Origin of the sequence: Thermoleptolyngbya oregonensis NK1-22 (assembly GCF_032705245.1) — a bacterium.
Classification (GTDB): Bacteria; Cyanobacteriota; Cyanobacteriia; order Elainellales; family Elainellaceae; genus Thermoleptolyngbya; species Thermoleptolyngbya sichuanensis.
In genome coordinates this window covers 1216287-1238441 of record NZ_CP053540.1, presented here as the reverse complement: position 1 = coordinate 1238441, position 22155 = coordinate 1216287, and the positions used below count along the sequence as shown (strand labels likewise).

Here is a 22155-nt window from a genome sequence, read left to right as displayed (position 1 = left end):
ACTGTGTGAATTATGAAGAGCCAGATGCCCAAAGGAAAGGGTCTGACAAATCAGTTCACGTCTCTAAACGGTTCTACACAGTCTAAAAAGCATCTTGTATTTTCTTTCAGAACCAGACTGCCTTTGATGTCTTCAAAAACCCTCTCAAAGACTTTTGAAAACCCTCTTTTATAAAAAGGGGAACAAAGTACAAAAACTGTCTGAACCACTGGACGGGATTGCTTTTGGCGATCGCCCGCCTTCTCCAATCCTCCCAGCCGCCCTCCAGAACAGCACCCTGTCGCAGCATCAGGGCGATCGCCCCCTCTCAGCCCCTTGCCCCCATTGGCGCAGATTCCTCCGAAAATAGAGGAAGCCGCTGGATTGATAATTATCGTGAATTTTTTGGAAAACCCCGCCCTGCCGCTGGCGATCGCCGCCCTGCTGGACTTTTTGATTGGCGACCCGTGGAACTGGCTGCATCCGGTGCAGGTGATGGGCTGGGCCATCGGTCGCTATAGCCGCTGGGTGCAGGACGGGCTGCATCTGACGACGGAGCCAGAATCCGTGCAGCAACGGGTGGCATGGCAGCGGGCGGCGGGGGTGTTGCTGGCGATCGCCCTCGTGTTGGGCAGCGGCGGGGTCGGCTGGCTGGTCGTTCACCTCAGCCGCACGGTTCATCCATTCCTGGGACTGGCGATCGAATCAATCCTGCTGGCCAGTTGCTTTGCAGGGCGCAGCCTGCGCGATGCGGCGGCAGACGTGCTGCGTCCCCTAGCAGCGGGCCGCTTACCCGAAGCGCGATCGCACCTCAGCCGCTATGTGGGGCGCGATACAGAAAGCCTGCCAGAATCCGAAATTCTCCGCGCCGTGCTGGAAACCGTGACCGAAAACGCCACCGACGGCGTAACGGCTCCGCTGTTTTGGGCGATCGCCGGATCGGTGACCCCGCTTGGCCCCGTGCCGCTAGCCCTGGGCTACAAGGCCGCCAGCACCCTCGACTCGATGGTGGGCTACAAGTCTGCCCCCTATACCCACCTGGGCTGGGCCAGCGCTCGCCTGGATGACCTGCTGACCTGGCTACCCTGTCGCCTCACGGTGGTCACGATTGCGCTGCTCTCTGGCAGACCCCGCCATGTGCTAGAACGCTGCCGCCGCGATGCCCCCCAAGACCCCAGCCCCAACGCCGGATGGAGCGAATGCGCCTATGCCGCAGCGCTGGATGTGCAGGTCGGCGGACAAAACACCTATCGCGGCAACGTCACCCACAAGCCGCTGTTGGCAGATCCCGTGCGTCCCATCACGCCTGAACGCATCCAGCAAGCCCTGAGCCTGACTCGCCGCATTTTCTTACTCTGGCTTGCCGGGGCGATCGCCCTCCACTCCCTATCCGGCTTGCGCCCGCTGCTATCCTGAAGAGCAGACCGCTAACAGAACGCAGGACATCAAACGCAGGACATTTTGGCATGGCAGAGCAATTGCAGAACTATATCAATGGGCAGTGGTGCGCGTCGGCGGCGACCGACTATTTAGATGTGGTGAATCCTGCCACCTGTGAGGTGCTGGCGAAAGTGCCGCTATCGCCCGCCCATGAGGTGGATGACGCGGCTCAGGCAGCAGCAGCGGCGTTTCAAACCTGGCGGCGCGTGCCAGCGGGCGATCGCATTCAGTATTTGTTCAAGCTCAAGAGCCTGCTCGAAGAGAACCTGGATGACCTGTCGCGGACGATTACGCTGGAGTGCGGCAAGATCTATGCCGAAGCCAGAGCCGAGATGCAGCGGGCGATTGAAAACGTCGAAGTGGCCTGCGGCATTCCCATGCTGATGCAGGGCGATGTGTCGGAAGACATTGCGCGAGGCATTGATGAATTCATGATTCGCCAGCCGCTGGGCGTGTGTGCGGCGATCGCCCCGTTTAACTTTCCTGGCATGATTCCCTTTTGGTTTCTGCCCTATGCGATCGCCTGCGGCAATACCTACATCCTGAAGCCGTCGGAAAAAGTACCCCTGACGCTGCAAAAGGTGATGCGGCTGATCGAGCAAACGGGCCTACCGCCCGGTGTGGTCAATCTGGTCAATGGCGCAAAGGAAGCCGTCGATGCGATTCTGGACCATCCCGCGATTCGCGGCATTAGCTTCGTTGGCTCGTCGCCCGTGGCGAAATACGTCTACAGTCGGGCGGCGGCGAACGGCAAGCGGGTGCAGTGTCAGGGCGGCGCAAAGAACCCGATCATCGTGCTGCCGGATGCCGACCTAGATTCCACCATTCGGATCGCCGCAGACAGCGCCTTTGGCTGTGCCGGACAGCGCTGCCTAGCCGCGTCGCTGATGGTGACGGTGGGGCGGGCGCGGGAACCCTTCACCGAGGCAATGGCAGAAGCGGCCAAGTCTCGCGTGGTGGGCTTTGGGCTGGATCAGGGCGTGCAGATGGGCCCGGTGATTAATCTACAAAGCCGCGATCGCATTTCTGACCTGATCCAGCAGGGCATCGACGAAGGCGCAACGCCGCTGATCGACGGGCGCAATCCCAAAATTTCTGGCTACGAATCCGGCAGTTTCGTCCGCCCGACGCTGCTGCAAGACGTGCGCCCCGACAGCCGCATTGCCCAGACGGAGATTTTTGGCCCGGTGCTGGGGCTATTGCATGTAGACACGATCGAGGAGGCGATCGCCCTAGTGAACAGCGGCCACTGGGGCAATATGGCCTGCCTGTTCACCAGCAGCGGCGCGGCCGCCCGCAAGTTTCGCTACGAAGCCGAAGCGGGCAACATTGGCATCAATATCGGCGTGGCCGCACCGATGGCCTTTTTCCCCTTCAGCGGCTGGAAGGAGAGCTTCTTCGGCGATTTGCACGGCCAGGGCAAGCACGCGGTCGAGTTTTTTACCCAAACCAAGGTCGTCGTCGAGCGCTGGTTTCAGGACTGGACGCGCCAGTTCTAGCCATCCTGCAAAAGTCGTCGGGTTCTTTTTCTTATCTTTGTCCTGAAGACTTTCTGCATATTCTGGAAATGCTTGCGGTCTGAACTTTACAAGGGGGGCGATCGCCCTAAACAATCGGTGAAAAGGGTCAGATTTTGTCGTGGATTTCGCGTAAAAACTTGAATACTTTGGGTATCTCTTTGATGTGCAGATCAACCTAAATCACCCAGATGTAGCTAAATCACTCAGATTTAAGGATTTTAACGATTTAACAGGGTTGCTTGAGCCAAAATTGCAGACCCCAGGTTTGCAGGTTTGATCCGCATACGTCCCGCCTATTTCCCCCATACGTCCCGTCTTGACCCCAATTTTGTTATTTTCACGCTTTTTTGAGGTTTGACTGAATGAAGCTTTCACTCACCCCCGGTATTGCGAACACTATTGCGAAATTTTTGACCTCGACTGCCCTAACGCTGGCATTCATAGCCCTCGCTCCGTTGGCGGCTCTGGCAGAAATGGCCACGCTGACCGCCAGCCCCGGCAGCCGCATCAACGTGCGCGATTTGCCCTCGACCACGTCCCCCATCCGGCATTACGGACTTCCGGGCGATCGCGTCGAAATCATCACCTCCGTCAACTCCAATTCTGACGGCCGCCTCTGGTATCAGGTGCTATTCCCTCGAACCGGGGCGCGGGGCTGGGTGCGCGGTGATCTGGTTCGCCCCGATTCTTCCGCGCCACCGTCCTCCTTCCAGCCGCAGCGGGTTTCCTTCGCCCCCGGTTCCTCGGCGGCCACCGTCGGCGGTCGCGTGCAGGGCGGCCAGGTGCGCGACTATATCCTCAACGCCCGCGCCGGACAAACCATGTCCACCAGCATCACGGGCACCTCGCCGTTTCTGCAAGTCATCGTGATGCAGCCCAATAGCCGCACGCTCTATACGGGCAGCGGCAACTGGTCGGGCGTTCTGCCTGCCAGCGGCGACTACTACGTGCGCGTGCGGATTGTGCCCGAAGAACAGGCCAATGCCTCCGGCGAATATAGCCTGACCATCAGCATTCGATAACGGGCTTTACCTGGATAAGAAAAGGGATAGGGGCGATCGCATCCTATTTTCCCATCCTATTTCCCAAGGAGCATCGCCCTTCACATTCCGTAGCAAAATTTTGCTTGCGCCAATCAGGGGTATCCACTACAATCGTCCATCAAGCTGTGATTTTTCCAAGACGCAGCTTATCTTCACTCCCCGAAAATTTGGCCGGTTCGTCGTTTACGGCATTGGTAGATGTTGGCGCACCTACCAACGCCTGACCCCAGGACAGGGATAGCTGTCTCAGGGCTTTGCCTATTGTATGGCCGCCTTGAAACCTGCTTTGCGTCGTTTGGGCGGCCATCTTTTCGGGGTTTCCCTACCTTGTTTCCTGGAGGAAACCCCAAATGCTGAAAATCCAATACACCTGGTCGTCCCCACGCTCGGAGGCGACCCAGTTTTCGCTGCCCCCGCTCACCTGCGAACTGCCCCACCGTTGTCGCCTGCGCCACTGCATCATCGGCCTCCCCGAAGACGCGCAGATGGCGATTGACCGACTCCACCTGCTGCGCTACGCCGAACGCTTCGAGTGGACGAACGCCCTGGATTTCCCGCCCCACGGCATCGTCCTCGACGGTCGCCCCGGCGAAGTGCTGCGCTACCTCCACCACGAAATCCGCAGCAACCCTGGTGCAACCGAGTAAGAACAGATAAGGAGGATTTTGGATTTTGGACTTTAGCAGGGCATCCCCTCAATCCAAAATCCAAAATCCCCACTCCAAAATCCAGGATCTCGCAGCCTTGCCATCTAAAGCCTTTGTGAACCCATCTGCCTAACTCCCCAAAACAGGGGTATTATGCAGACAACCGTCAGCCTATTTCCCTAATATGGGATCTTAGACAGACAATCGTCAGCCTATTTCCCCGATTTGGGATCTTAGACAGACGGCTGTCAGCCTAATTCCCCTCCTGGGGGTAGATAGGCAGACGAGATCAGTCTAATTAATAGTTAGACATCTCCTCGCTAGTCCATATCCAGAGACTGAATCCGATTCATGAAGCGCTCAGTGCATTTGAACTGCTGTAGGAAGCCTGGATGAGTTAAAATTGCATAACTAAGGTCGTAGTTGAGGAGCAGTATGGAGTTGTTCAGTATCGGTCACTCTAATCATGAGATAGATGCTTTCATCTCCCTGCTGCGGAAGCACGGAGTAACTGCTGTGGCTGATGTGCGTTCCCATCCCTACAGTCGATTTTTGCCACACTTCAACCGAGCATCCCTACAGGAGTTTCTTACTAAAGAAGGAATTCAATATGTTTTTCTGGGACAAGAACTGGGCGCAAGACCTAGTAACCAGGATTGCTATGTTGATGGCAAAGCAGTATATGAACGAATTGCCGCTACAGATGCCTTTCATGAAGGAATTCAGCGAATTCAAAATGGTTTGAAGAAACATAAAATTTCACTAATGTGTGCAGAGAAAGATCCATTAACCTGTCACAGAGCAATCTTAGTCTGTCAGCACTTACGTCATCTCGACATACCCATAAATCACATTTTGAAAAATGGCGATTTAGAATCTCATGAGCATTTAGAAGAGAGAATGCTTCTCAAGCATGGCTTTAGAGAGTTTTCTGAGGCGCAAGAAGCTCAATTGTCCCTATTTTCGCAAAATGGTTTGCCAACGCGAGAAGAGTGCTTGAGGAAAGCTTACAAACTTCAGGGTGATGAAATTGCTTATGTAGAAAAAGGAAATGATGAGAATGAAGAATCAGGTCAATTTGTTCACAATAGGCTTCACTCAAAAGAGCGCACAAAAGTTCTTTGAAACCCTTAAAAAGGCAGGTGTAAAGAGAATTATCGATACTCGTCTAAATAATGTATCTCAATTGGCGGGATTTGCAAAAAGATCAGACTTGGAGTATTTTCTGAAAACTATTGATGATATCGATTATATTCACATTTTAGATCTGGCTCCAACCAAGGATATTCTTGATGAGTATAAGAAGCAAAAGGGAGATTGGTCAGTATATGAGCAGAAATTCTTAAAGTTGATGGCTGATCGTCAAATCGAAAAAAAAGTTTCCCCGGATCTAGCCGATGGTGCCTGTTTGCTTTGTAGTGAGGCAAAACCTCACCACTGTCATCGTCGTCTAGTTGCTGAATATCTAAACGATAGATGGGGAAATGTTAACATATGCCACCTTTGAAAAGGATAGTTTGTCTCGCCAATTCTTGGAAGCTAGAAGAACGTTGCATTGCTGGAATTGACCTAGACACTGGCAAATGGATTCGTCCCGTTTGCGATAATTTATACCCCGAAGATGGTCGAATCCCAAGACCTGTGCGGATTGTCGAAGGTCGAGAACCAGCATTACTTGATATTCTACAAATTCCACTTGCAGAAACTGGAAATGATTTCGGCTTTGAGTGCGAAAATCTTTCAGTCTTGCCTGGTGAGTGGAAGCTATTAGGGAAATTGCAGCCAACCCAATTAATTGGTTATTGTGGGAATTTTTCGCATATACTTCATAACTCTTCAAAATATGTTAACCCTTCTCAATTAAAAGCTTTACCCTTTCATCAACGTCGCACTTTGCAATTGGTTCAAACTAATAGCCTCTCTGTAACAAAAAGTTCGGCAGGGAGTGCGGGCTGGCGAGGTTCTCTCCAGACTATTCGAGGGCAAGTTTTAAGAGATGCAAAGATCACCGATCCTGTTTTCGCTGAAAAGCTAGAGACAGGACATCAGCCTACAGGAAATTACTTGGTGACTGTGAGCCTGGGAATGCCTTGGGCACCTCGCGACGATTGGGAGGGTGAGGTGCCGTGCTGGAAATTAATAGCGGGCGTTATTGAATTGAGATGAAGGGGCAAGATGTCTAACAAGTCGCTGCACCGGAACGTCATAAGCTGTCGGTCGAGTAGCAAAGGCGATCTACGTCCGGTGAGCTTGGTCGTTAGGTGGCTTAGTTGTCGGGGAAGAATAGACTTAGCGTGATATCGAGTAGGATTTATGGAACTTTTCTTTCACGACGTAGGCTTAAAGGGCGCGACAAGAGACTTTCCAAAAACTATATTTAATAAAATCCCCATCTCACTTGTTGAGCAAACTGTTCCAAATACTGAGGAATATAAGCTTGGACTTTTGAAGGAATTAAAAGATAAGTTTCCCTCTGGCTACTTTAATTGCTGGGGAGTGCCTTCGGGGGCAAGTAGCGTTATTAAAACTCTAAATGTAGGCGACGCTATGCTTCTCATTAAAACCACGGGTAGTAGTGGGGAGATACCAGCTTTAGCTATTGTCAAAGTTTTCCAGAAGCATCAAATGCATGAATTATCTGTAGCATTATGGGGAGAAGCCAAATTTCCATACATATTTTTCTTTGAAACTAAATCAATTTCTTTGACATGGCACACTTTCAAAGAACATATTGGTTACGCCTCAAAGTTTAGACCAAGAGGTAATGTCTATAGAGTACGCAGTGACAGGCTTGAGAAGTTCAACGGAGTCGAAGGATATTTGAATGGTCTTGATATTCAGAACGATAAATATTATCAAGATCAGCAAAGCAGTAGGGTTTCAAAAAACAAAGTAGGAGAGACAACCCAACAAGAAGAATATACTGAAGGAATGCGAATGTTGTCAGAACGTTTTTTCTTTAGTCGAAATTCTAATCTAATTAAAGAAGCAAAGGCTTCTTATGGCGATACATGTCAAGTTTGCAACTTTAATTATCAAAAGAAATATGGAGAACTTGGTCTTGGTTATATTGAATGTCATCACCTGAATCCACTCTCTGAACGTCCCGAAAGTGAGTGGGACGAAAATATCAAGACAAGTATTAAAGATGTTAGGGTGCTATGTGCCAATTGTCATAGAATGGTACATCGAAAGCGACCTGCCTTGGCAATTGAAGAGTTAAAAGCGATTATTGCATCTCAGAATTCCAGCTAACAATTCGGGTGCAGCGGATTGACCGAAGTCGCTTGGGTGAGATGCAAAGGTACTGGCAACCGCTGACCCGAACCGTTAGCCCTCAGCGCCCTGGTTCTGTCAGCTTCCGGTTGTGTAAGCGATTCGCCCCCCAAATTGCGAAGGCTCGGTTCTTCGAGATCCGGGTCGAGCCGAACACTCCCAGCCGCTTCTGGGTCAGCCGCAGAGGTTGAGTAGCGATAGACTTCGGTCAGTGTGCAACGTCCCAAAAGGTATCCGGGGGGCGATCGCCCAAAGGTGTCGGTGTTGGGAGATAAGGGGCGATCGCCGAAAGGTACGGGTGCAAGGAGATGAAGGGCGATCGCCCAAAGATGTCGGTGTTGGGAAATGAGGGCGATCGCCCAAAGGTGTTGGTGTTGGGAGATAAGGGGCGATCGCTACCAGCCACCAATCAGTGATCGGTTGGAGTCCAAGGTTGTCTACCGCCGCTGCAATTTACCGCTAGCCTAGTTCACATGGAAGAGGCGGCCGTTGCGGAGTTGTACCACCGGATGATTGGACATTCGCACCAGGCGATCATCGTGGGTGGTGATGATGACCGTAATGCCCACTGCGTTTAGCTTTTTCAGAATCTTAATGACTTGCCACGAATTATCAGCATCGAGGTTTCCAGTTGGCTCGTCTGCCAACAAAATCGGCGGCGTGCTGACGATGGCACGGGCAATGCTGACGCGCTGCTGCTCACCGCCAGAAAGTTCATCCGGGAATCGTTCTGCTTTGTCGTGCAGACCCACCATTTTCAGCGTGGGCAACAGACGGCGTTGGATTTCTCGGCGGGCATAGCCTTGAGCTTGCAGCACAAAGGCAACGTTTTCGGCAACGGTGCGGCGGGGAATTAGCTTATAGTCCTGAAACACTACGCCAATGCGGCGACGCAGCATGGACAGGCGATCGCCCCGCAAATCCGACAAGTTCGTATCATGCACGTGCACCTGCCCCTGAGTCGGTCGTTCTGCCCCATAGAGCAGCTTCAGCAGGGTCGATTTTCCCGACCCCGACGGCCCCGTTACAAACAAAAAGTCGCCACGCCTAACCTGGAGATTCACATTTTCTAGAGCGCGGCTGCCATTGGCATAAACCTTAGTGACCTGCTGCAATCGCACAATAGAATCGCGCGGGTTGGCGGTGGGAATCGTGTGGAGGCAGGACTGGACAGAGGAGAGGTCGCGCAGAGATGGGTCGCGGGGCGTGTAAATCAAGGGGCGATCGCTAACGGGGGTCATAGGAGCAAGCGGTTCTGGAGGGATGCAAGAGGAGCGAAACGACGGCTAGGCGTAGGTTCTCGATAGCTTCAGCCTTGCCAAATAGTATCAGATGCATCTCAAAAGGAACCATTAAATCCTACAAAGAGCGGGGAGATTCAGCCAGAACGCCAACGTGAAAACACTCTGTGCGGCGCGATCGCCCCCTCGCGCCGATGTCCCAGATCACTCGCTATAGTAAGAAGCGCATCCACCACCGGCGAAACAATCTTTCTCCAAAACCATGCAAACACGCGAACTGGGCACTTCTGGCATTCACATTACGCCGATCATCACGGGCACTTGGCAGGCTGGCAAAAGCATGTGGGTGGGCATTGAGGATGCCGAGACGATCAGGGCGCTGCGGGCAGCCTTTGAGGCGGGCATTACCACGGTGGATACCGCAGAGGTCTACGGACAGGGACACTCGGAGCGCGTGGTCGCAGAGGCGCTGTCAGACGTGCGCGATCGCGCTGTGTACATGACCAAAGTCTTTGCCAATCATTTGAAATATGACCAGGTGATTGCAGCCTGCGAAGGATCGCTGAAAAACCTGAAAACCGACTACATCGATCTCTATCAGATCCACTGGCCCGCAGGCGCGTTCAACACCGAAATTGTGCCGATTGCGGAAACCCTGTCGGCGCTCAACGATCTAAAACAGCAGGGCAAAATCCGAGCGATTGGCGTATCCAACTTTTCCCGCGCTCAGATCGAAGAAGCGGCGCAATATGCCCGAATCGACAGTTTGCAGCCGCCCTATAACCTGTTCTGGCGGCATGTAGAAGCAGATGCCATGCCCTATTGCGTCGAGCATCACATCTCCATCCTGGCTTATTCGCCCCTAGCCCAAGGCTTGCTGACAGGTAAGTTCGGAGCAAATAAGACTTTTCCTCCCGAAGATGTGCGGTCAAAAAATAAGCTATTTCACGGCGAAAACTACGCCCGCGCTCAGCAAGCCCTAGACCAGTTGCGCCCGATCGCCGAACGCTATCACACCAGCCTGGGCAACCTAGCTCTGGCATGGCTGATCGCCCAGCCCCAAACCCACGCTATCGTCGGCGTTCGCAGTGCAGAACAGGCCGTAGACAACGCCAGGGCGACAGCGGTGCAGCTTAGCCCCGACGATCTGGCCGCCATTGATGCAATCGGTCGCGGCGTGACGGATCACCTGCCCGATGCGAATCCGGTGATGTGGAATTTTGGCTAGCGGGTCGCTCAACCAGTCAGCGGCTCCAGCGGCTCCAGTGGTTCAATGGCCAGTTCTCGGTAGCCCGTGGCGGGGTCGAGTTCGCGGCCAAAGCGGGCCTGGGGCAGGATGCCGAGGACGATTTCAGCGGTGGTGTAAATCTGGCAGCCTGCCAATACATGCCCGCCGAGGGTGCGCCCAGTGTCGTCGGCGATCGCCATGTGATAGTGCGATCCGTGCCGCGACAGCAGCCCCACCAGCGACACAATCTCAAACCGTCCGTCGTAGGTTGTGGGTTCGCTCTGACCAGCCAGCCGCAGAACGGCACGAGTCAGGCTGCCGACGCAGGTGAGGACGCAGGCGGCTTCGAGGTTTTGGGCGATCGCCAGTGTGTCCAGTTCTGTCTTCAGGTCTTGCTGGGGCAATAGACGGAGGGCGATCGCCATCATCGGCACCGGAGTCATATTCATCAGCGTTTCAGCCCCATGCTTACTTTGCAGCTTATTTTACCTCACGCTTTTCTCAAATTGCGCTCGCGACCATCCAACGCAACCATCCAAACCATATCCACTTTCTCAAATTGCACTCAAATTGCACTCAAATTGCACTCAAATTGCACTCGCGGCTATCCAAACAACATTCTCCAAACAACATTCTCCAACTCCAAACAATATTCACAAACCCTTGAGCCTGACAACTTGATCTGGACAAATTGATCCTGCACTGAACCGTCTTAACGGGCTAACAGTCTTAACGGGCTAACGGACTGGCGGCTAATATTTTCTAGAGGCTATTATTTGGGAAGGATTTGGGAAGCATTCTCTTGATTTTTCAACGGTGTCAAATCACCGAGACACCCGCGCTATCCACCTGGCATCTCTATTTTGCTCTCACCCCCACCCCCATCCCTGACCATGCCAATCTCCTTAAAGCCTCGCAAATTGAACCATCCCAGGCGCTCCCTCGGCCTCGGCGCTGCCCTGCTTTGCTGGCTGGGCATGGGGGCGATCGCTCCACTCTATGCCCAAACCACCAGCCTTAGCAATATTTCCAGCGAAGTGTTCGCCTGTATGCGCCGCAACAACCGCAGCGCCGCTGGCCATGTCATCTATGACGGCGGCAGCAGCGGGCGGCTGCTGATCTTTGCCGCTGGCGTAGGGCAGGTCGGGGAAATGAGCTATAGCCATAACGCCAGCCAAAACAGCCTCAGCGTGTCCTACGTGCGGGGCCGAGTATCGGTTGATCAGGTTCGCGGCGGCATGGAAAACACCGCCAACCGTTGCCGCAGCGGCAGCCTCAATTGAGCGGTTTTAGATTTAGATTGTCGATTGTCGATTTTGGATGGATTTAGGAAATGGCACTCAATCCAAAATCCCCAATCCAAAATCCAAACTCATTTAGCCAGAAGTCACACGGAAGTTATACTTCGTCGGCTTTTTGCCCAGCCGCTCAAATTGAAAATAGACCACCACAGGCGCACCAAAGGTATTGGAAACGCCGTCGGTGTTAATCTGCCCCTGCCCCTTCAACACCTGGGTAAATCTCGCCTGGGGCGGAATACCAAAGCTGGGGACGCTGCCCAAGAGGGTATAGCGCACTCTGCCCTTTTGAATGCTGAATCGAAAGGCCGCAGCGGGCAGCGTCACGCCGTTGGGCACGGTCAGCGAGAAGATGTCGATCCGATCTTGACCGCTCAAGCTGTCGCGCCGTCTGAGGTTTAGCCGGCCACCCGTATAGGTGCCCAGGCTGCGGGCCGTGGCAAAGGTGTCGTCTGATGAACTGCTGCGGACGGCTCGCCTGACGAGCGGCAGCGCAGACTTGCGACTGACAGACGAAAGCGACGCACCCGCCAGCCCCGCAGAGGATGAGGAAATGCGGGACTGCGGATTGCTCTGAAAATCGTCGGATGTCATGGGGAACTCCTGGTGGGGGAAAGGGGTTTAGCTGGAGATGCAGACGAACCCAGGCGCAGCTTGCACGTCGCCTGGATATATTCGTCTACAGATTAAAATTTTCTACCATAACGCCTGCCAAACAACCTTTAGAAAGCCGTAAGAATTTGGCCACAAGAATTTGGACGTAAGAATTTAAGCCCGTTGAAACCAGCCCCACCGCAAACCGAATCCCCCTGATTCCCGTTTTTGCCCTGTATCTTAGGGAGAGTGACCTCTTGCGTGTGAATCATTTAGATGCGCTTTCTGTTTAGTCTTTCGGGTCTGGTGGCCGCTGCGGCGGCTGTCTATGGGGCGATCGCCCTGTTGGTGGCCAGTCGCCAGCAGCAGATGATTTTCTTCCCATCGCCGACGATTACCCAAACGCCTGCCGACTTTGGGGCCGCCTATGAAGACGTGTGGCTGTCGGTGCAGCAGGGCGATCGCACGGAGCGGATTCACGGCTGGTGGATTCCCGTGCCGCCGGGCCAGCCGCAGCGGGGCGTGATGCTCTACCTCCACGGCAACGGGCTAAACATTGGCGCAAATGCGGACTATGCCGTGCGCTGGCAGCGGTTGGGGCTGTCGGTGTTCCTGTTCGACTATCGCGGCTATGGCCAGAGCGAGGGTGCGTTTCCCAGCGAGGCGGCGGTCTATCAAGATGCCGACGCGGCCTGGCGCTACCTGACGGAGGAGCGCGGCATTGCGCCAGAGGAAATCCTGATCTACGGGCATTCTCTGGGTGGGGCGATCGCCATTGATCTGGGCGTGCGCCAGCCCCGTGCGGCCGGGCTGATTGTGGAAAGCTCCTTCACCTCGATCCGCGACATGGCCTATCGCACCACGCCCTTCGGCTTTTTGCCCATTGACCTGATCTTGACCCAGCGGTTTGACTCGATCGGCAAAGTGCCCCATCTGCAAGTGCCCGTCCTCTATGCCCACGGCGCACAGGATGCCCAAGTGCCCGCCGACATGAGCGAAGCCCTCTATGCCGCGACGCGATCGCCCAAAATGCTGTGGATCTCGCCCACGGGCGGCCACGCCATTGGCGATGTGGATGGCGACGGCTATGGCCAGGCAATTCGCGAATTTCTGGATCGGTATCTGCCTGTGCGGGTTCCGCTTTAGTCCTGCCGTCATCCGGGTCAAGTCTCAGGTCAAGTCTTACGCAATCAGCACAGGAATTCGGAGCAGGGAATGGCAGAGTGGGTTACGCGGACGATGGAAGCCCTGGGCTATTGGGGCATTGGGCTGCTGATGTTTCTGGAAAATGTGTTTCCGCCGATTCCGTCGGAGCTAATCATGCCGCTGGCAGGATTTACTGTGGCGCAGGGCAAGATGCAGTTTGCGCCCGCAGTGGCGGCGGGGATGGCGGGGACGGTGCTGGGTGCTGTGCTGTGGTACCAGATTGGGCAGATCGTCAGCGAACGGCGGCTGATGCGGCTGGCCGATCGCTACGGCAAGTGGCTGGCGATTTCCGGGCAAGATATCCAGCAGGCGATCGCCTGGTTTAACCGATATGGCAAGCGGGCGGTGTTTTTTGGGCGGCTGGTTCCGGGCGTGCGGACGCTGATTTCCCTGCCTGCGGGCCTGGGCCGCATGAGCTTTCTCCCGTTCCTGCTCTATTCCACTGCGGGGACGCTGATCTGGACGCTGCTGCTGACCTATGTCGGGTTTCTGCTGGGCGATAACTACGAGCAGGTCGAACAATATCTCGGCCCGGTGTCCAAGCTGGTGCTGGTAGGACTGGCGATCGCTCTGGGGGTTTGGCTTTGGCGACGGAAACGATAGGCCAGAGTGTGGATCTGGGGATTTTGGATTTGGGATTTGGGATTTTGGATTTTGGTGGGTTGTCTCTTGCCCCAATCGACCAAACCAATCAACCCAATCAATCAAACCAATCAACCAAACCAATCAACCAAACTCCTGTTCAATAATGCGCCAGCGAGTGGCAATTACCCCCGGCTCCAAGCTTAGGCGGCTGACGACTTGTTCCATAAACGCATCGTCGCGTTCTTGTGTGACTAGTTCGGCTTCGATGTTGACGCGATCGGGCTTATCCTCCAGATCCTCGCTGTAGAGCGATCGCAGCCGCAGTTTTCCACTGGCGACTGCCTGGAGCAGCAGCGCCCGCACATGGGCTTCGTCCTGAGCGCGGCAGACCACCTCACAGCGATAGCACAGTTCCAGTTCTGTCCCTTTGAGGGGCTGCTGATTGATGCGATATCCCAGAGGACGCAGCAGCAAGTTGGCAACCAGCACAGCGGCCGCGCCCATCGCTGCATGAGCCAGGAGTCCTGCACCCGACAGCGAACCGATTGCCGCCGCACACCACAGCGTGGCCGCCGTGTTCAGCCCGCGCACCGTCAGGCCCTCCCGCAAAATCACGCCGCCCCCCAAAAAGCCAATCCCAGACACGACCTGAGCCGCAACGCGAGTGGGGCTGGAATCTCCCGGTGTTAGCACAGACAGCATTACAAACAGCGCCGCTCCGGTGGCCACGAGGGTATTGGTTCGCAGCCCGGCCATGCGTTGCCGCCACTGGCGCTCTAGCCCCAGCGCCGAACCGAGTAGAAACGCAATGACTAGCCGAACGACAAACTCTGTCCAGGTCATGCTCTAGGCTCCTCATCTCGTCAGCGGACTGCTCAGGCGTGGACTGCTCAGGCGTGGACTGCTCAGTTTCTCAACCGCGCTCATAGGCTGAACGGCGATCGCCCCTCGCTGCGCGAATCTGCACCTGTTTGGGAGCAGACTATCCGTGTTACAGAACTTTAATTAGCATAAAGGCAGTGCCCCATTCTTTTGCGTTTGCGTCATGGATGATCCCGTGTCTCTGCATTGCGACCGCACGCCCAGTCCACGCGGCGATCGCCAAGCTGCTGGAAAGGCTCTGCGCCAGACCGTACCCCGCTCCGCCCATCGAGACTGGCATCCACAGGGCGATCGCCCCAACCCGCTGGACTTACTGGCAAAATCCAACCAGCAGCGCATCCCGAATTTAATTCCCATTCGCCACTGGCGGATGATGCAGTCTCCGTTTACCTTCATGCGCGGCAGCGCCATCATCATGGCAGCAGACCTGGCCACCACGCCGACCACGGGCATTCCGGTGCAGGCCTGTGGCGACTGCCACTTACTGAACTTTGGCGGATTTGCCACCCCCGAACGCAATCTCATCTTTGACGTGAATGACTTTGATGAAACCCTGATGGCTCCCTGGGAATGGGATGTTAAACGGCTGACCACTAGCTTTATTTTGGCTGGTCGAGACTTGCAGTTGTCGGATCGGGACAGTTCGGAAGCAGCGCTGGCAGCCGTTCAAGCCTATCGACTGGCGATCGCCCACTTTAGCGAGATGCGAACCTTGGACGTGTGGTATGCCCGTCTGGATGCCAAGGTGCTGATCAAACACGCGCCCGACGAAGCTACCCGCAGACATTGGGAAAAAATGACCACCCGGGCTTTTAACCGCACCCTAGATCGGGCGGTTGTGCAGTTGACCGAAGTCGTGGATGGACAGCGCCGCTTCATTGACAATCCACCATTGATCTATCACCTGCCCAATCAAGCCGAATATTTTGAGCAAATCAGCCTTTTGTTTGAGCAATACCGGGATACGCTTCAGGTCGATCGCCAGTTCCTACTCGATCGCTATCGCCTGGTCGATGTGGCCCTGAAAGTGGTGGGCGTGGGCAGCGTGGGGACGCATTGCGGCGTGGCGCTGCTGCTAGACGACAATGACGATCCGCTGCTGCTGCAATACAAAGAAGCCCGTCCCTCGGTGCTAGAACCCTACGCAGGCAAGAGTTCCTATCCCCACGAAGGACAGCGCATCGTCAGCGGGCAGCGGCTGATGCAGGCGGCCAGCGATCTCTTCCTCGGCTGGACAACGAATGTCGAAGGACGTGATTTTTACTTCCGACAACTGAAAGATATGAAAACCGCCATCAAGCTCAAGGGAATGTCGGCCCGCAGCCTGGAAGACTATGCCGAAATCTGTGGCGCTGCCCTGGCCCGGGCCCATGCCCGCACCGGAGATCCGGCCATGATTGGCGGCTACCTGGGCGAAAGCAATGCCTTTGATCAGGCAGTGACGGATTTTGCCGTGGCCTATGCCTACCAGGTAGAACAGGACTACCAAAAGCTGGTGGAAGCCGTGCAGTCGGGCCACATTGAGGCGATACCAGGTTAGGTGTGCAACGGCTAAAATAAGACATACAGGTCATTCACGTCAGCAAAGCCCGCCCGTCTACCAGTCGCCCTCCAGTTCAACCTCGCACAGTTCACAGGGCAACGTCGGATCATCAGCATCCACAACAACCCATAGCCGATGGATGTCTGGCATTAGGCAAAGTCCTTCTACCTTACCTAAAAACAAGGCTCCATCGGGCGTGCGGAGTTCAATCCAGCGGGGGCGATCGCCCAAAATCCCAATTGCCGAACCGCTGACCACGCCATCGCGAGTAGCATCAGGCGAGTCTTCGGCGGCGGTTGAAAATAAGATACCCCTCGGCGTAACGGTGGCATCCGTAAACGTCAGCGCCAGCCCGTCTAGCTGACCCAAGTCATACTGGCAGATATTTTGCAACGCAGGCGGCTGGCAATGCTCCGGAGTCTCCAGATAAGATGCGAACGCCTCCCAGTGCAAATCACCTGTCGCGTTGACGGGCAGCAGCGTATCTTGCGGTGCGCCGTTGCCCCGGTTGAATAGCCGAATGTGATCTGCCTGAAAAATTGCGCCCTCCAAATTTAGCTCGCTCCCAGAAAACGCGGTGCAGGCTCGCAAATGAGCATAAAGCGCCGCCGCAGGTTGCAGCGTAAACCGATTGGGATCTGACCCAGGCACCATCAAGATCTGTTCTCGTCGGGCTGTTGAGCCTGAGCCAAACGCCAGGAAGATTTCTCCATCCGGTGTGGGAACCGTGGTGCAGGCTTCCAGATCCAGCTTGAACCGTTTATTGCCGCGCTGATCGTCAAACTGGCGCAGACCCCCTTCTCCAGGCGGCAGCGGAATGGCTTCGACGGCAAAGCTCTGGGGGTCAATCAGCACCAGAAAGTTAGCATCATCCTGCACCAGCGCTAGGCGATCGCCAAACCAACTTAGGCTGGAGCCTGCCCGCACATGCAGAGGGCGATCGAGGGCGGGGTCTGCGCCTTCCCGGTAGAACAGCGGCAGGCTCCGCACCACAGTCGCCCGCAAATCCGGATCTCGCAGAATGCGAATCAAGGGCACAAATGGCTTACTCAAGGGTCAATGGCTCCTAGTCATTGAGCAAATTATTTCGGAAGTGATGCACCTTTTGTAGCTGAGAATGTCAAGTGCAAGACTTGCAATAAAAAGAGAATTGTGTAAGCTGTGCGTAAATTGTCGTAATCGGCTCAAAAAAATCGGTTTTCGGATGATTTACGGATAGTTCGCGAGAGTCTTTGTAATCGAAATTTACCTTCTTTTGTTGCCATGTTTGAACTTGAATCGTTGCTCCTCGGTCTTGAACCCGTGACAGCTGTTGCGATTGGCGCGGGGGCGATTTTGCTGGCTCCACTCGTAGATGTATTGGGCGATGCTTTGAAAGAGGATGAACGGCTCAGCAAGTTTGGCGACTCTGTGAAGACCTCAGCCCGGCAAGCCACCAAGGATGCCTTGGTTTGGGGGATTGACCTAGTGGACAACGTGCAGTCAGGGATTGCGGAAGCTCAGGAGTCCTTTAACGATCTGCTGGCAGAAGCCCGCGAAGCCAGAGACATGAAGCGTGCCCAGGAAGAATCCGAAGCCTTTACGCCCCGTTCAATCAATGTCGAGGCGGAATAGCTAGCTTGCTTGGGTCGGCTTTGTCGCTCTTAGATTCGCAACGTTCTCACTGAAAAGTTTAGCAATGGTTTCTGGTAGTACTTTGGGGCGATCGCCCCATGAGGCAGACGGTTCTGCAATGTTCGTTTCTGGTTCTGAGGAAAGTGGTGAAGCAGATGCTGAACCTATCCGGGAGGTAGCCTCGAAATTGCAGATGGGGCCCTTGAGGTCTTTGGTTCACTATGAGGTGGTTCACCGCACGGCTCATCGGATTAGGCTACGCATTCCGCTGTTGAAGGTGGATGAAGACTATGGTCAGGTGCTATGTTGCCTGGTCGAGCGCCTTGAGGGCGTGGAGTCAGTTCGCTGTCAACCTTTAGCCCAGTCGTTGATTGTAGAGTACGTCAAAGGAACGGACTCGACGGAAGAAACAGAGCGCCACCTCTTCAGGGCAATTCAGCAGGCGCATCAGGTTGATCTAGAAGATGTCGTCCAGGCAACCGGCAAAGCTTCGACATCGGAACCGCAGGGGGTGGATCTAGTAGCTCGGCTGGGTCTGCCAGCGGCGGGGTTGCTGCTGGGGTTTGGAGCCATGATGGGGTTGCCCCTGCCTGGGTTGGTGGTGGGCGGCATTATTTTGGCGGGCACGCGCCCGGTCTACGATCGCGCCATGACCGCCCTGTTTAAAGATGGCGAGCTGGCCATCGACCTGCTGGATGCCCTGGCGATTACCCTGCACACTGCGGAGGGCAACTTCTTCGCCCCGGCCCTGATGCTGGGCATGGTGGAGGGGGGCGAGGCCATTCGCGACATCACCGCCCGGGGCAGCGAGCGGGCCTCTCTAGACTTGCTGAGCTGCCTGGGCACCGAGGCCATCGTCGAGCGGGATGGCCAGGAGGTAAGGATTCCTATTGACCAGGTGGTGGTGGGCGATCGCATCGTGGTCTACCCCGGCGACCAGATTCCGGTGGATGGCTCTGTGCTGCGCGGCTCTGGCCTGGTGGATCAGTGCAAGCTCACGGGCGAGTCGATCCCCATTACTCGCGGCGCTGGGGAGGATGTCTTTGCTTCCACCATTCTGGTAGACGGGCACCTCTGCATCCAGGCGGAGCGCATTGGCGCAGACACGCGGGCCGGGGTGATCGCCAACCTAATGCAGGAAGCTCCGGTGTACGATACGCGGGTGTCCAACTTCGCCACCAAGGTAGCCAATCAACTGGTGGCCCCGACCCTGCTGGCCTCGGCGGTTGTCGGGACGACGACCGGGGATGTCAGCCGCGCTATTTCGATCTTGACCCTGGACGTGGGGACGGGCATTCGGATCTCGGTGCCCACCACCATCCTCTCGGCGCTGACCTACGCAGCCCGCAACGGGGTGCTGATCCGCACCGGGCGCACCATCGAGCAGTTGGCCGAGGTGGATGCCATCGTCTTTGACAAGACCGGAACCCTGACCGAGGGCCGAGCCGGGGTTACCAATATTCATGTGCTGCTGCCAGAACTCTCCCGCCGCGAGGTGTTGAGCCTGGCCGCCAGCGCCGAACAGGGATTGACCCACCCGGTGGCTGAGGCAATCATTCGCCACGCCAAGGACGAAGGAGTTCCCCTGATGCCCTGCCAGGCGTGGGAATACCACGTAGGCCTGGGGGTGGAAGCCCAGATCGACGGGCGGCAGGTCTGGGTGGGCAGCCACCGACTCATGGCCCAACGGGGCATTCGGTTGGACGAGTTGCACCACCGCTACCCCGATTTGGAGGCAGGCCCTCACTCGCTGGTGTACGTGGCGCTGGGGGATGCCCTGGCCGGGGTTATCCTCTACAGCGACCCGATTCGGGCGGAGAGTCTAGCGGTGGTGCAGGCGCTCCAGGCCCAGGGCATTGAGGTGTACGTGCTGAGCGGCGACGAGGCGCGGGTGGTGCGGGCGGTGTCCCATAGCTTGAGCATTCCCCCGGAGCGGGTCTACGCCGAGTCGTTTCCGGAGCGCAAGGTGGAGGTGGTCAAGGCGCTCCACGACAGCGGCAAAACCGTGGCCTTCTGCGGCGACGGCATCAACGACTCCGCCGCCCTGGCCTACGCCGATATCTCGATTTCCTTTTCGGGGGCCAGCGGCATCGCGCGGGAAACGGCGGACGTGGTGCTGATGGAGGACAACCTGACTCAGCTAGAAACTGCCATTGCTATTGCCCGCAACGCGATGGACATTGTTAACCAGAACATTGCCCTGGTGATCTTGCCCAACGTGGGGGCAGTGCTGGCGGGGGTGTTCCTGGCAATCAATCCAGTCCTGGCGATTTTGATTAACAATGGCTCTGCAATTCTGGCGGAACTGAACGGTCTGCGCCCGCTGCTGGGGCCGACGGGACTACCTGACTGGCTCCAGCCGTCCGCCAGAGCTTCGGCGATCAGGTCGATCCGGTCGTCGGCTGCGGCAGCAGACCCCCTGGAGGACGCGGCGGATGCAGAGCGCGATCGCCCTCCCGTTGCGTCCTCCGCCCCTGCAAACCCGCAGGCAAATTCCGACAACCGAGCAGTTCAGCCTAGACCCCTAGGGGCGATCGCGCCCTCTGTCCAAGTCCCTCAGCCTGCGGACACCCTGGAGTCCCTGATCCAAAAAGATCTGGCAGCGCGGCTGGGAGTATCCCCTCAGACCCTATCTCGCCGCAAGTATCAGTCAACCTTTGCCCAGTGGAGCCGCACCCGCGACCCAGGTCGGGTGGCCTGGCGCTACTCGCAGCCGGAGCGAGTCTTTCATCCCGTGCTGGCTGACACCCTGCCCTTTCGCCCAGGTCAGGAGCGGGGAGCAACCCCTCGTCTTGGTCATCGGGCCGCAGCGACTCTGGCGGCAAGTGGGTAAGCTAGCAGGCTCATCAGTCGCAGCCAGAAGGACTTTGGCTGAATCGGAATCGGAGAAAATAGGCACTTCTTGAGGTACTTCTTGAGGCTCAACTAAACGCTGTACAGTTATCGTCTATCTGCTGGAGGTTGAACGATGGACATTGCTCTGAATCATCTGCGGAAAGCCGCCCTCTACACGGCCGGGGTCGTGAGCTTTGTGGTGGGAGTTGTGGGTGTCATTTTGCCGGGGCTGCCTGCTACGCCGTTTTTTTTGCTCTCAGCCCTCTGCTTTAAGCTGGCCCATGACAATTAGACAATTAAGTGAGTGGGCATCCATCAGTTGGGCATCCATAAATCATGCTGTCAGGAAATCATGCTGTCAGGTGCCGTTGAGCGTAGCCATAACGACCGCCCCGCAAGACTTTGATCAGTTACGCTAGCGTTAGCATGTTCTACGACCAGCCACGAATAGCCTGGAAAGCGTTGCTTAAACAGCGTTGCCTAATCCGTGCAGCACTGCCATCAAATCCCTAATGGCTCCTTCCACCCCTGACCTAGAGTATGCAGTTGTGCATCAGACCTCAAAGCGGCTGCGGATTCAGGTGCCGCGCCTCCGCAATGATGAGGCCCTAGCGACGACCCTCCAGTCAAAACTAGGGGCCGTGAAGGGAGTTGCGGCTGTGCGGATTAATCGGGCGGCTTGCTCGGTGATTATTCACTTTCGCGATCGCCCCTCGGCTGATCCCGTGCCACCACAAATCCTGACTTTACTCGAAGAGTGGTCGCGCCCTGCCCCAGAGCCTACCCTAGAACAGGCTTCAGCGCTACTCGCCCAGCGCTCCGACCCGCCATCGTCTATCCCAACCGCCCCACCTGCACCGCAGCCGGATAGAACCACTGATTCAGCTAGCTCAGCCAATTCAGCCAATTTAACCAATTCAATCAACACAGCCAACTCAGCCGACTCAACCAACTCGCCCCCCGAAGAGCAGCCGACCGTCGTTTTGCCAGAGCCGCTCACCCAGCGAGATCTGGCCGAACGGTTGGGGGTTTCCTCCCAGTGCATCACTCCCCGACGGCAACAGCCAACCTTTAAGGACTGGAGCCAGGAGCAAGATCCAGAGGGGGTCGCCTGGTGCTACGAGGCAGATTCCGGCACGTTTCATCCGCTTTCAGAGCATCCGCTTTCAGAGATCGAATCGACCAGCCAAGCCCAGCAACCCTGATTGACCAACGCAGCGCCGA

General features: G+C 55.9%; 23 protein-coding genes. 17 read left to right on the top strand and 6 right to left on the bottom strand.

From position 1 onward, the window contains the following. Window positions 1-375 precede the first annotated feature (375 nt). The 8 genes from cbiB (at window position 376) to HNI00_RS05300 (ending at window position 7884) form a co-directional block, all read left to right on the top strand. Window positions 376-1395 carry an adenosylcobinamide-phosphate synthase CbiB gene (gene cbiB, locus HNI00_RS05335; protein WP_316791347.1) on the top strand — a complete coding sequence of 340 codons (1020 nt, stop codon included), beginning with the start codon at window positions 376-378 and terminating at the stop codon, window positions 1393-1395. Between the two features lie 50 nt (window positions 1396-1445). After that, window positions 1446-2918 (top strand): CoA-acylating methylmalonate-semialdehyde dehydrogenase, encoded by a 1473-nt coding sequence (locus HNI00_RS05330; RefSeq protein ID WP_316791346.1) that lies wholly within the window; start codon window positions 1446-1448, stop codon window positions 2916-2918. Window positions 2919-3301: 383 nt separating this feature from the next. Continuing rightward, window positions 3302-3961, top strand: a complete 660-nt coding sequence (locus HNI00_RS05325) for an SH3 domain-containing protein (protein ID WP_316791344.1) — start codon at window positions 3302-3304, stop codon at window positions 3959-3961. Window positions 3962-4332: 371 nt separating this feature from the next. Next, complete coding sequence (locus HNI00_RS05320; protein ID WP_316791342.1) at window positions 4333-4629, top strand: hypothetical protein; 297 nt, start codon at window positions 4333-4335, stop codon at window positions 4627-4629. 435 nt (window positions 4630-5064) lie between these two features. Then, window positions 5065-5754 carry a DUF488 domain-containing protein gene (locus tag HNI00_RS05315; protein ID WP_316791340.1) on the top strand — a complete coding sequence of 230 codons (690 nt, stop codon included), beginning with the start codon at window positions 5065-5067 and terminating at the stop codon, window positions 5752-5754. After that, entirely contained in the window at window positions 5690-6136 is a 447-nt protein-coding gene (locus HNI00_RS05310; protein WP_316791338.1) for a DUF488 domain-containing protein, read from the top strand. The genes HNI00_RS05315 and HNI00_RS05310 overlap by 65 nt, the downstream gene beginning before the upstream one ends. Beyond that, on the top strand, window positions 6124-6795 hold the full coding sequence (locus tag HNI00_RS05305; protein WP_316791336.1) for a dual OB domain-containing protein: 672 nt from the start codon (window positions 6124-6126) through the stop codon (window positions 6793-6795). The genes HNI00_RS05310 and HNI00_RS05305 overlap by 13 nt, the downstream gene beginning before the upstream one ends. 147 nt (window positions 6796-6942) lie before the next feature. Further along, a complete protein-coding gene (locus tag HNI00_RS05300; RefSeq protein WP_316791334.1) occupies window positions 6943-7884 on the top strand; it encodes an HNH endonuclease in 942 nt (313 codons plus the stop codon). A 229-nt stretch (window positions 7885-8113) separates the two neighbouring features. Here the strand turns inward: HNI00_RS05300 and HNI00_RS05295 are convergent, their stop codons facing one another. Together HNI00_RS05295 and ftsE are read right to left on the bottom strand one after the other, a co-directional pair. Beyond that, window positions 8114-8314: a hypothetical protein gene (locus HNI00_RS05295; protein WP_316791332.1), complete on the bottom strand. Its 201-nt coding sequence runs from the start codon at window positions 8312-8314 to the stop codon at window positions 8114-8116. A gap of 55 nt (window positions 8315-8369) precedes the next feature. Further along, on the bottom strand, window positions 8370-9146 hold the full coding sequence (gene ftsE / locus HNI00_RS05290) for a cell division ATP-binding protein FtsE (protein ID WP_316791330.1): 777 nt from the start codon (window positions 9144-9146) through the stop codon (window positions 8370-8372). Window positions 9147-9408: 262 nt separating this feature from the next. On the opposite strand from ftsE, the gene HNI00_RS05285 reads away from it, so the two are divergent. Beyond that, window positions 9409-10374 (top strand): aldo/keto reductase, encoded by a 966-nt coding sequence (locus HNI00_RS05285; protein ID WP_316791328.1) that lies wholly within the window; start codon window positions 9409-9411, stop codon window positions 10372-10374. 8 nt (window positions 10375-10382) lie between these two features. Here the strand turns inward: HNI00_RS05285 and HNI00_RS05280 are convergent, their stop codons facing one another. Further along, window positions 10383-10823, bottom strand: a complete 441-nt coding sequence (locus HNI00_RS05280; protein ID WP_316791326.1) for a PPC domain-containing DNA-binding protein — start codon at window positions 10821-10823, stop codon at window positions 10383-10385. A 444-nt stretch (window positions 10824-11267) separates the two neighbouring features. Between HNI00_RS05280 and HNI00_RS05275 the strand changes: the two genes are divergently transcribed. Continuing rightward, complete coding sequence (locus HNI00_RS05275; protein ID WP_316791324.1) at window positions 11268-11657, top strand: hypothetical protein; 390 nt, start codon at window positions 11268-11270, stop codon at window positions 11655-11657. Window positions 11658-11750: 93 nt separating this feature from the next. Here HNI00_RS05275 and HNI00_RS05270 read toward each other — a convergent pair whose 3' ends face one another. Then, window positions 11751-12266 carry a hypothetical protein gene (locus HNI00_RS05270; RefSeq protein WP_316791322.1) on the bottom strand — a complete coding sequence of 172 codons (516 nt, stop codon included), beginning with the start codon at window positions 12264-12266 and terminating at the stop codon, window positions 11751-11753. A 276-nt stretch (window positions 12267-12542) separates the two neighbouring features. On the opposite strand from HNI00_RS05270, the gene HNI00_RS05265 reads away from it, so the two are divergent. Both HNI00_RS05265 and HNI00_RS05260 read left to right on the top strand, forming a co-directional pair. After that, window positions 12543-13412 carry an alpha/beta hydrolase gene (locus tag HNI00_RS05265; RefSeq protein ID WP_316791320.1) on the top strand — a complete coding sequence of 290 codons (870 nt, stop codon included), beginning with the start codon at window positions 12543-12545 and terminating at the stop codon, window positions 13410-13412. Between the two features lie 69 nt (window positions 13413-13481). Further along, window positions 13482-14075: a DedA family protein gene (locus HNI00_RS05260; RefSeq protein ID WP_316791318.1), complete on the top strand. Its 594-nt coding sequence runs from the start codon at window positions 13482-13484 to the stop codon at window positions 14073-14075. Window positions 14076-14198: 123 nt separating this feature from the next. Here HNI00_RS05260 and HNI00_RS05255 read toward each other — a convergent pair whose 3' ends face one another. Next, window positions 14199-14900: an MgtC/SapB family protein gene (locus tag HNI00_RS05255; RefSeq protein ID WP_316791316.1), complete on the bottom strand. Its 702-nt coding sequence runs from the start codon at window positions 14898-14900 to the stop codon at window positions 14199-14201. A gap of 202 nt (window positions 14901-15102) precedes the next feature. Here HNI00_RS05255 and HNI00_RS05250 point away from each other — a divergent pair, with 202 nt between their 5' ends. Next, window positions 15103-16479 carry a DUF2252 domain-containing protein gene (locus HNI00_RS05250; RefSeq protein ID WP_316791314.1) on the top strand — a complete coding sequence of 459 codons (1377 nt, stop codon included), beginning with the start codon at window positions 15103-15105 and terminating at the stop codon, window positions 16477-16479. 57 nt (window positions 16480-16536) lie between these two features. Here HNI00_RS05250 and HNI00_RS05245 read toward each other — a convergent pair whose 3' ends face one another. Further along, window positions 16537-17535 (bottom strand): DUF6929 family protein, encoded by a 999-nt coding sequence (locus HNI00_RS05245; protein ID WP_316791312.1) that lies wholly within the window; start codon window positions 17533-17535, stop codon window positions 16537-16539. Between the two features lie 249 nt (window positions 17536-17784). Between HNI00_RS05245 and HNI00_RS05240 the strand changes: the two genes are divergently transcribed. The 4 genes from HNI00_RS05240 (at window position 17785) to HNI00_RS05225 (ending at window position 22136) form a co-directional block, all read left to right on the top strand. Then, window positions 17785-18096 carry a hypothetical protein gene (locus HNI00_RS05240; RefSeq protein WP_316791310.1) on the top strand — a complete coding sequence of 104 codons (312 nt, stop codon included), beginning with the start codon at window positions 17785-17787 and terminating at the stop codon, window positions 18094-18096. Between the two features lie 64 nt (window positions 18097-18160). After that, on the top strand, window positions 18161-20929 hold the full coding sequence (locus tag HNI00_RS05235) for a heavy metal translocating P-type ATPase (protein WP_316791308.1): 2769 nt from the start codon (window positions 18161-18163) through the stop codon (window positions 20927-20929). 135 nt (window positions 20930-21064) lie between these two features. Then, a complete protein-coding gene (locus HNI00_RS05230; protein WP_316791305.1) occupies window positions 21065-21223 on the top strand; it encodes a DUF454 family protein in 159 nt (52 codons plus the stop codon). 220 nt (window positions 21224-21443) lie between these two features. Next, a complete protein-coding gene (locus tag HNI00_RS05225; RefSeq protein ID WP_316791302.1) occupies window positions 21444-22136 on the top strand; it encodes an HMA2 domain-containing protein in 693 nt (230 codons plus the stop codon). Window positions 22137-22155 lie beyond the last annotated feature (19 nt).

What these genes read in the sequence shown, in the direction of transcription:
- HNI00_RS05330 (WP_316791346.1), top strand. Translation starts at nt 1,446, where the DNA reads ATGGCAGAGCAATTGCAGAACTATATCAATGGGCAGTGGTGCGCGTCG.
- HNI00_RS05325 (WP_316791344.1), top strand. Translation starts at nt 3,302, where the DNA reads ATGAAGCTTTCACTCACCCCCGGTATTGCGAACACTATTGCGAAATTT.
- HNI00_RS05320 (WP_316791342.1), top strand. Translation starts at nt 4,333, where the DNA reads ATGCTGAAAATCCAATACACCTGGTCGTCCCCACGCTCGGAGGCGACC.
- HNI00_RS05315 (WP_316791340.1), top strand. Translation starts at nt 5,065, where the DNA reads ATGGAGTTGTTCAGTATCGGTCACTCTAATCATGAGATAGATGCTTTC.
- HNI00_RS05310 (WP_316791338.1), top strand. Translation starts at nt 5,690, where the DNA reads ATGAAGAATCAGGTCAATTTGTTCACAATAGGCTTCACTCAAAAGAGC.
- HNI00_RS05305 (WP_316791336.1), top strand. Translation starts at nt 6,124, where the DNA reads ATGCCACCTTTGAAAAGGATAGTTTGTCTCGCCAATTCTTGGAAGCTA.
- HNI00_RS05300 (WP_316791334.1), top strand. Translation starts at nt 6,943, where the DNA reads ATGGAACTTTTCTTTCACGACGTAGGCTTAAAGGGCGCGACAAGAGAC.
- ftsE (WP_316791330.1), bottom strand. Translation starts at nt 9,146, where the DNA reads ATGACCCCCGTTAGCGATCGCCCCTTGATTTACACGCCCCGCGACCCA.
- HNI00_RS05285 (WP_316791328.1), top strand. Translation starts at nt 9,409, where the DNA reads ATGCAAACACGCGAACTGGGCACTTCTGGCATTCACATTACGCCGATC.
- HNI00_RS05280 (WP_316791326.1), bottom strand. Translation starts at nt 10,823, where the DNA reads ATGAATATGACTCCGGTGCCGATGATGGCGATCGCCCTCCGTCTATTG.
- HNI00_RS05275 (WP_316791324.1), top strand. Translation starts at nt 11,268, where the DNA reads ATGCCAATCTCCTTAAAGCCTCGCAAATTGAACCATCCCAGGCGCTCC.
- HNI00_RS05270 (WP_316791322.1), bottom strand. Translation starts at nt 12,266, where the DNA reads ATGACATCCGACGATTTTCAGAGCAATCCGCAGTCCCGCATTTCCTCA.
- HNI00_RS05265 (WP_316791320.1), top strand. Translation starts at nt 12,543, where the DNA reads ATGCGCTTTCTGTTTAGTCTTTCGGGTCTGGTGGCCGCTGCGGCGGCT.
- HNI00_RS05260 (WP_316791318.1), top strand. Translation starts at nt 13,482, where the DNA reads ATGGCAGAGTGGGTTACGCGGACGATGGAAGCCCTGGGCTATTGGGGC.
- HNI00_RS05255 (WP_316791316.1), bottom strand. Translation starts at nt 14,900, where the DNA reads ATGACCTGGACAGAGTTTGTCGTTCGGCTAGTCATTGCGTTTCTACTC.
- HNI00_RS05250 (WP_316791314.1), top strand. Translation starts at nt 15,103, where the DNA reads ATGGATGATCCCGTGTCTCTGCATTGCGACCGCACGCCCAGTCCACGC.
- HNI00_RS05235 (WP_316791308.1), top strand. Translation starts at nt 18,161, where the DNA reads ATGGTTTCTGGTAGTACTTTGGGGCGATCGCCCCATGAGGCAGACGGT.
- HNI00_RS05230 (WP_316791305.1), top strand. Translation starts at nt 21,065, where the DNA reads ATGGACATTGCTCTGAATCATCTGCGGAAAGCCGCCCTCTACACGGCC.
- HNI00_RS05225 (WP_316791302.1), top strand. Translation starts at nt 21,444, where the DNA reads ATGGCTCCTTCCACCCCTGACCTAGAGTATGCAGTTGTGCATCAGACC.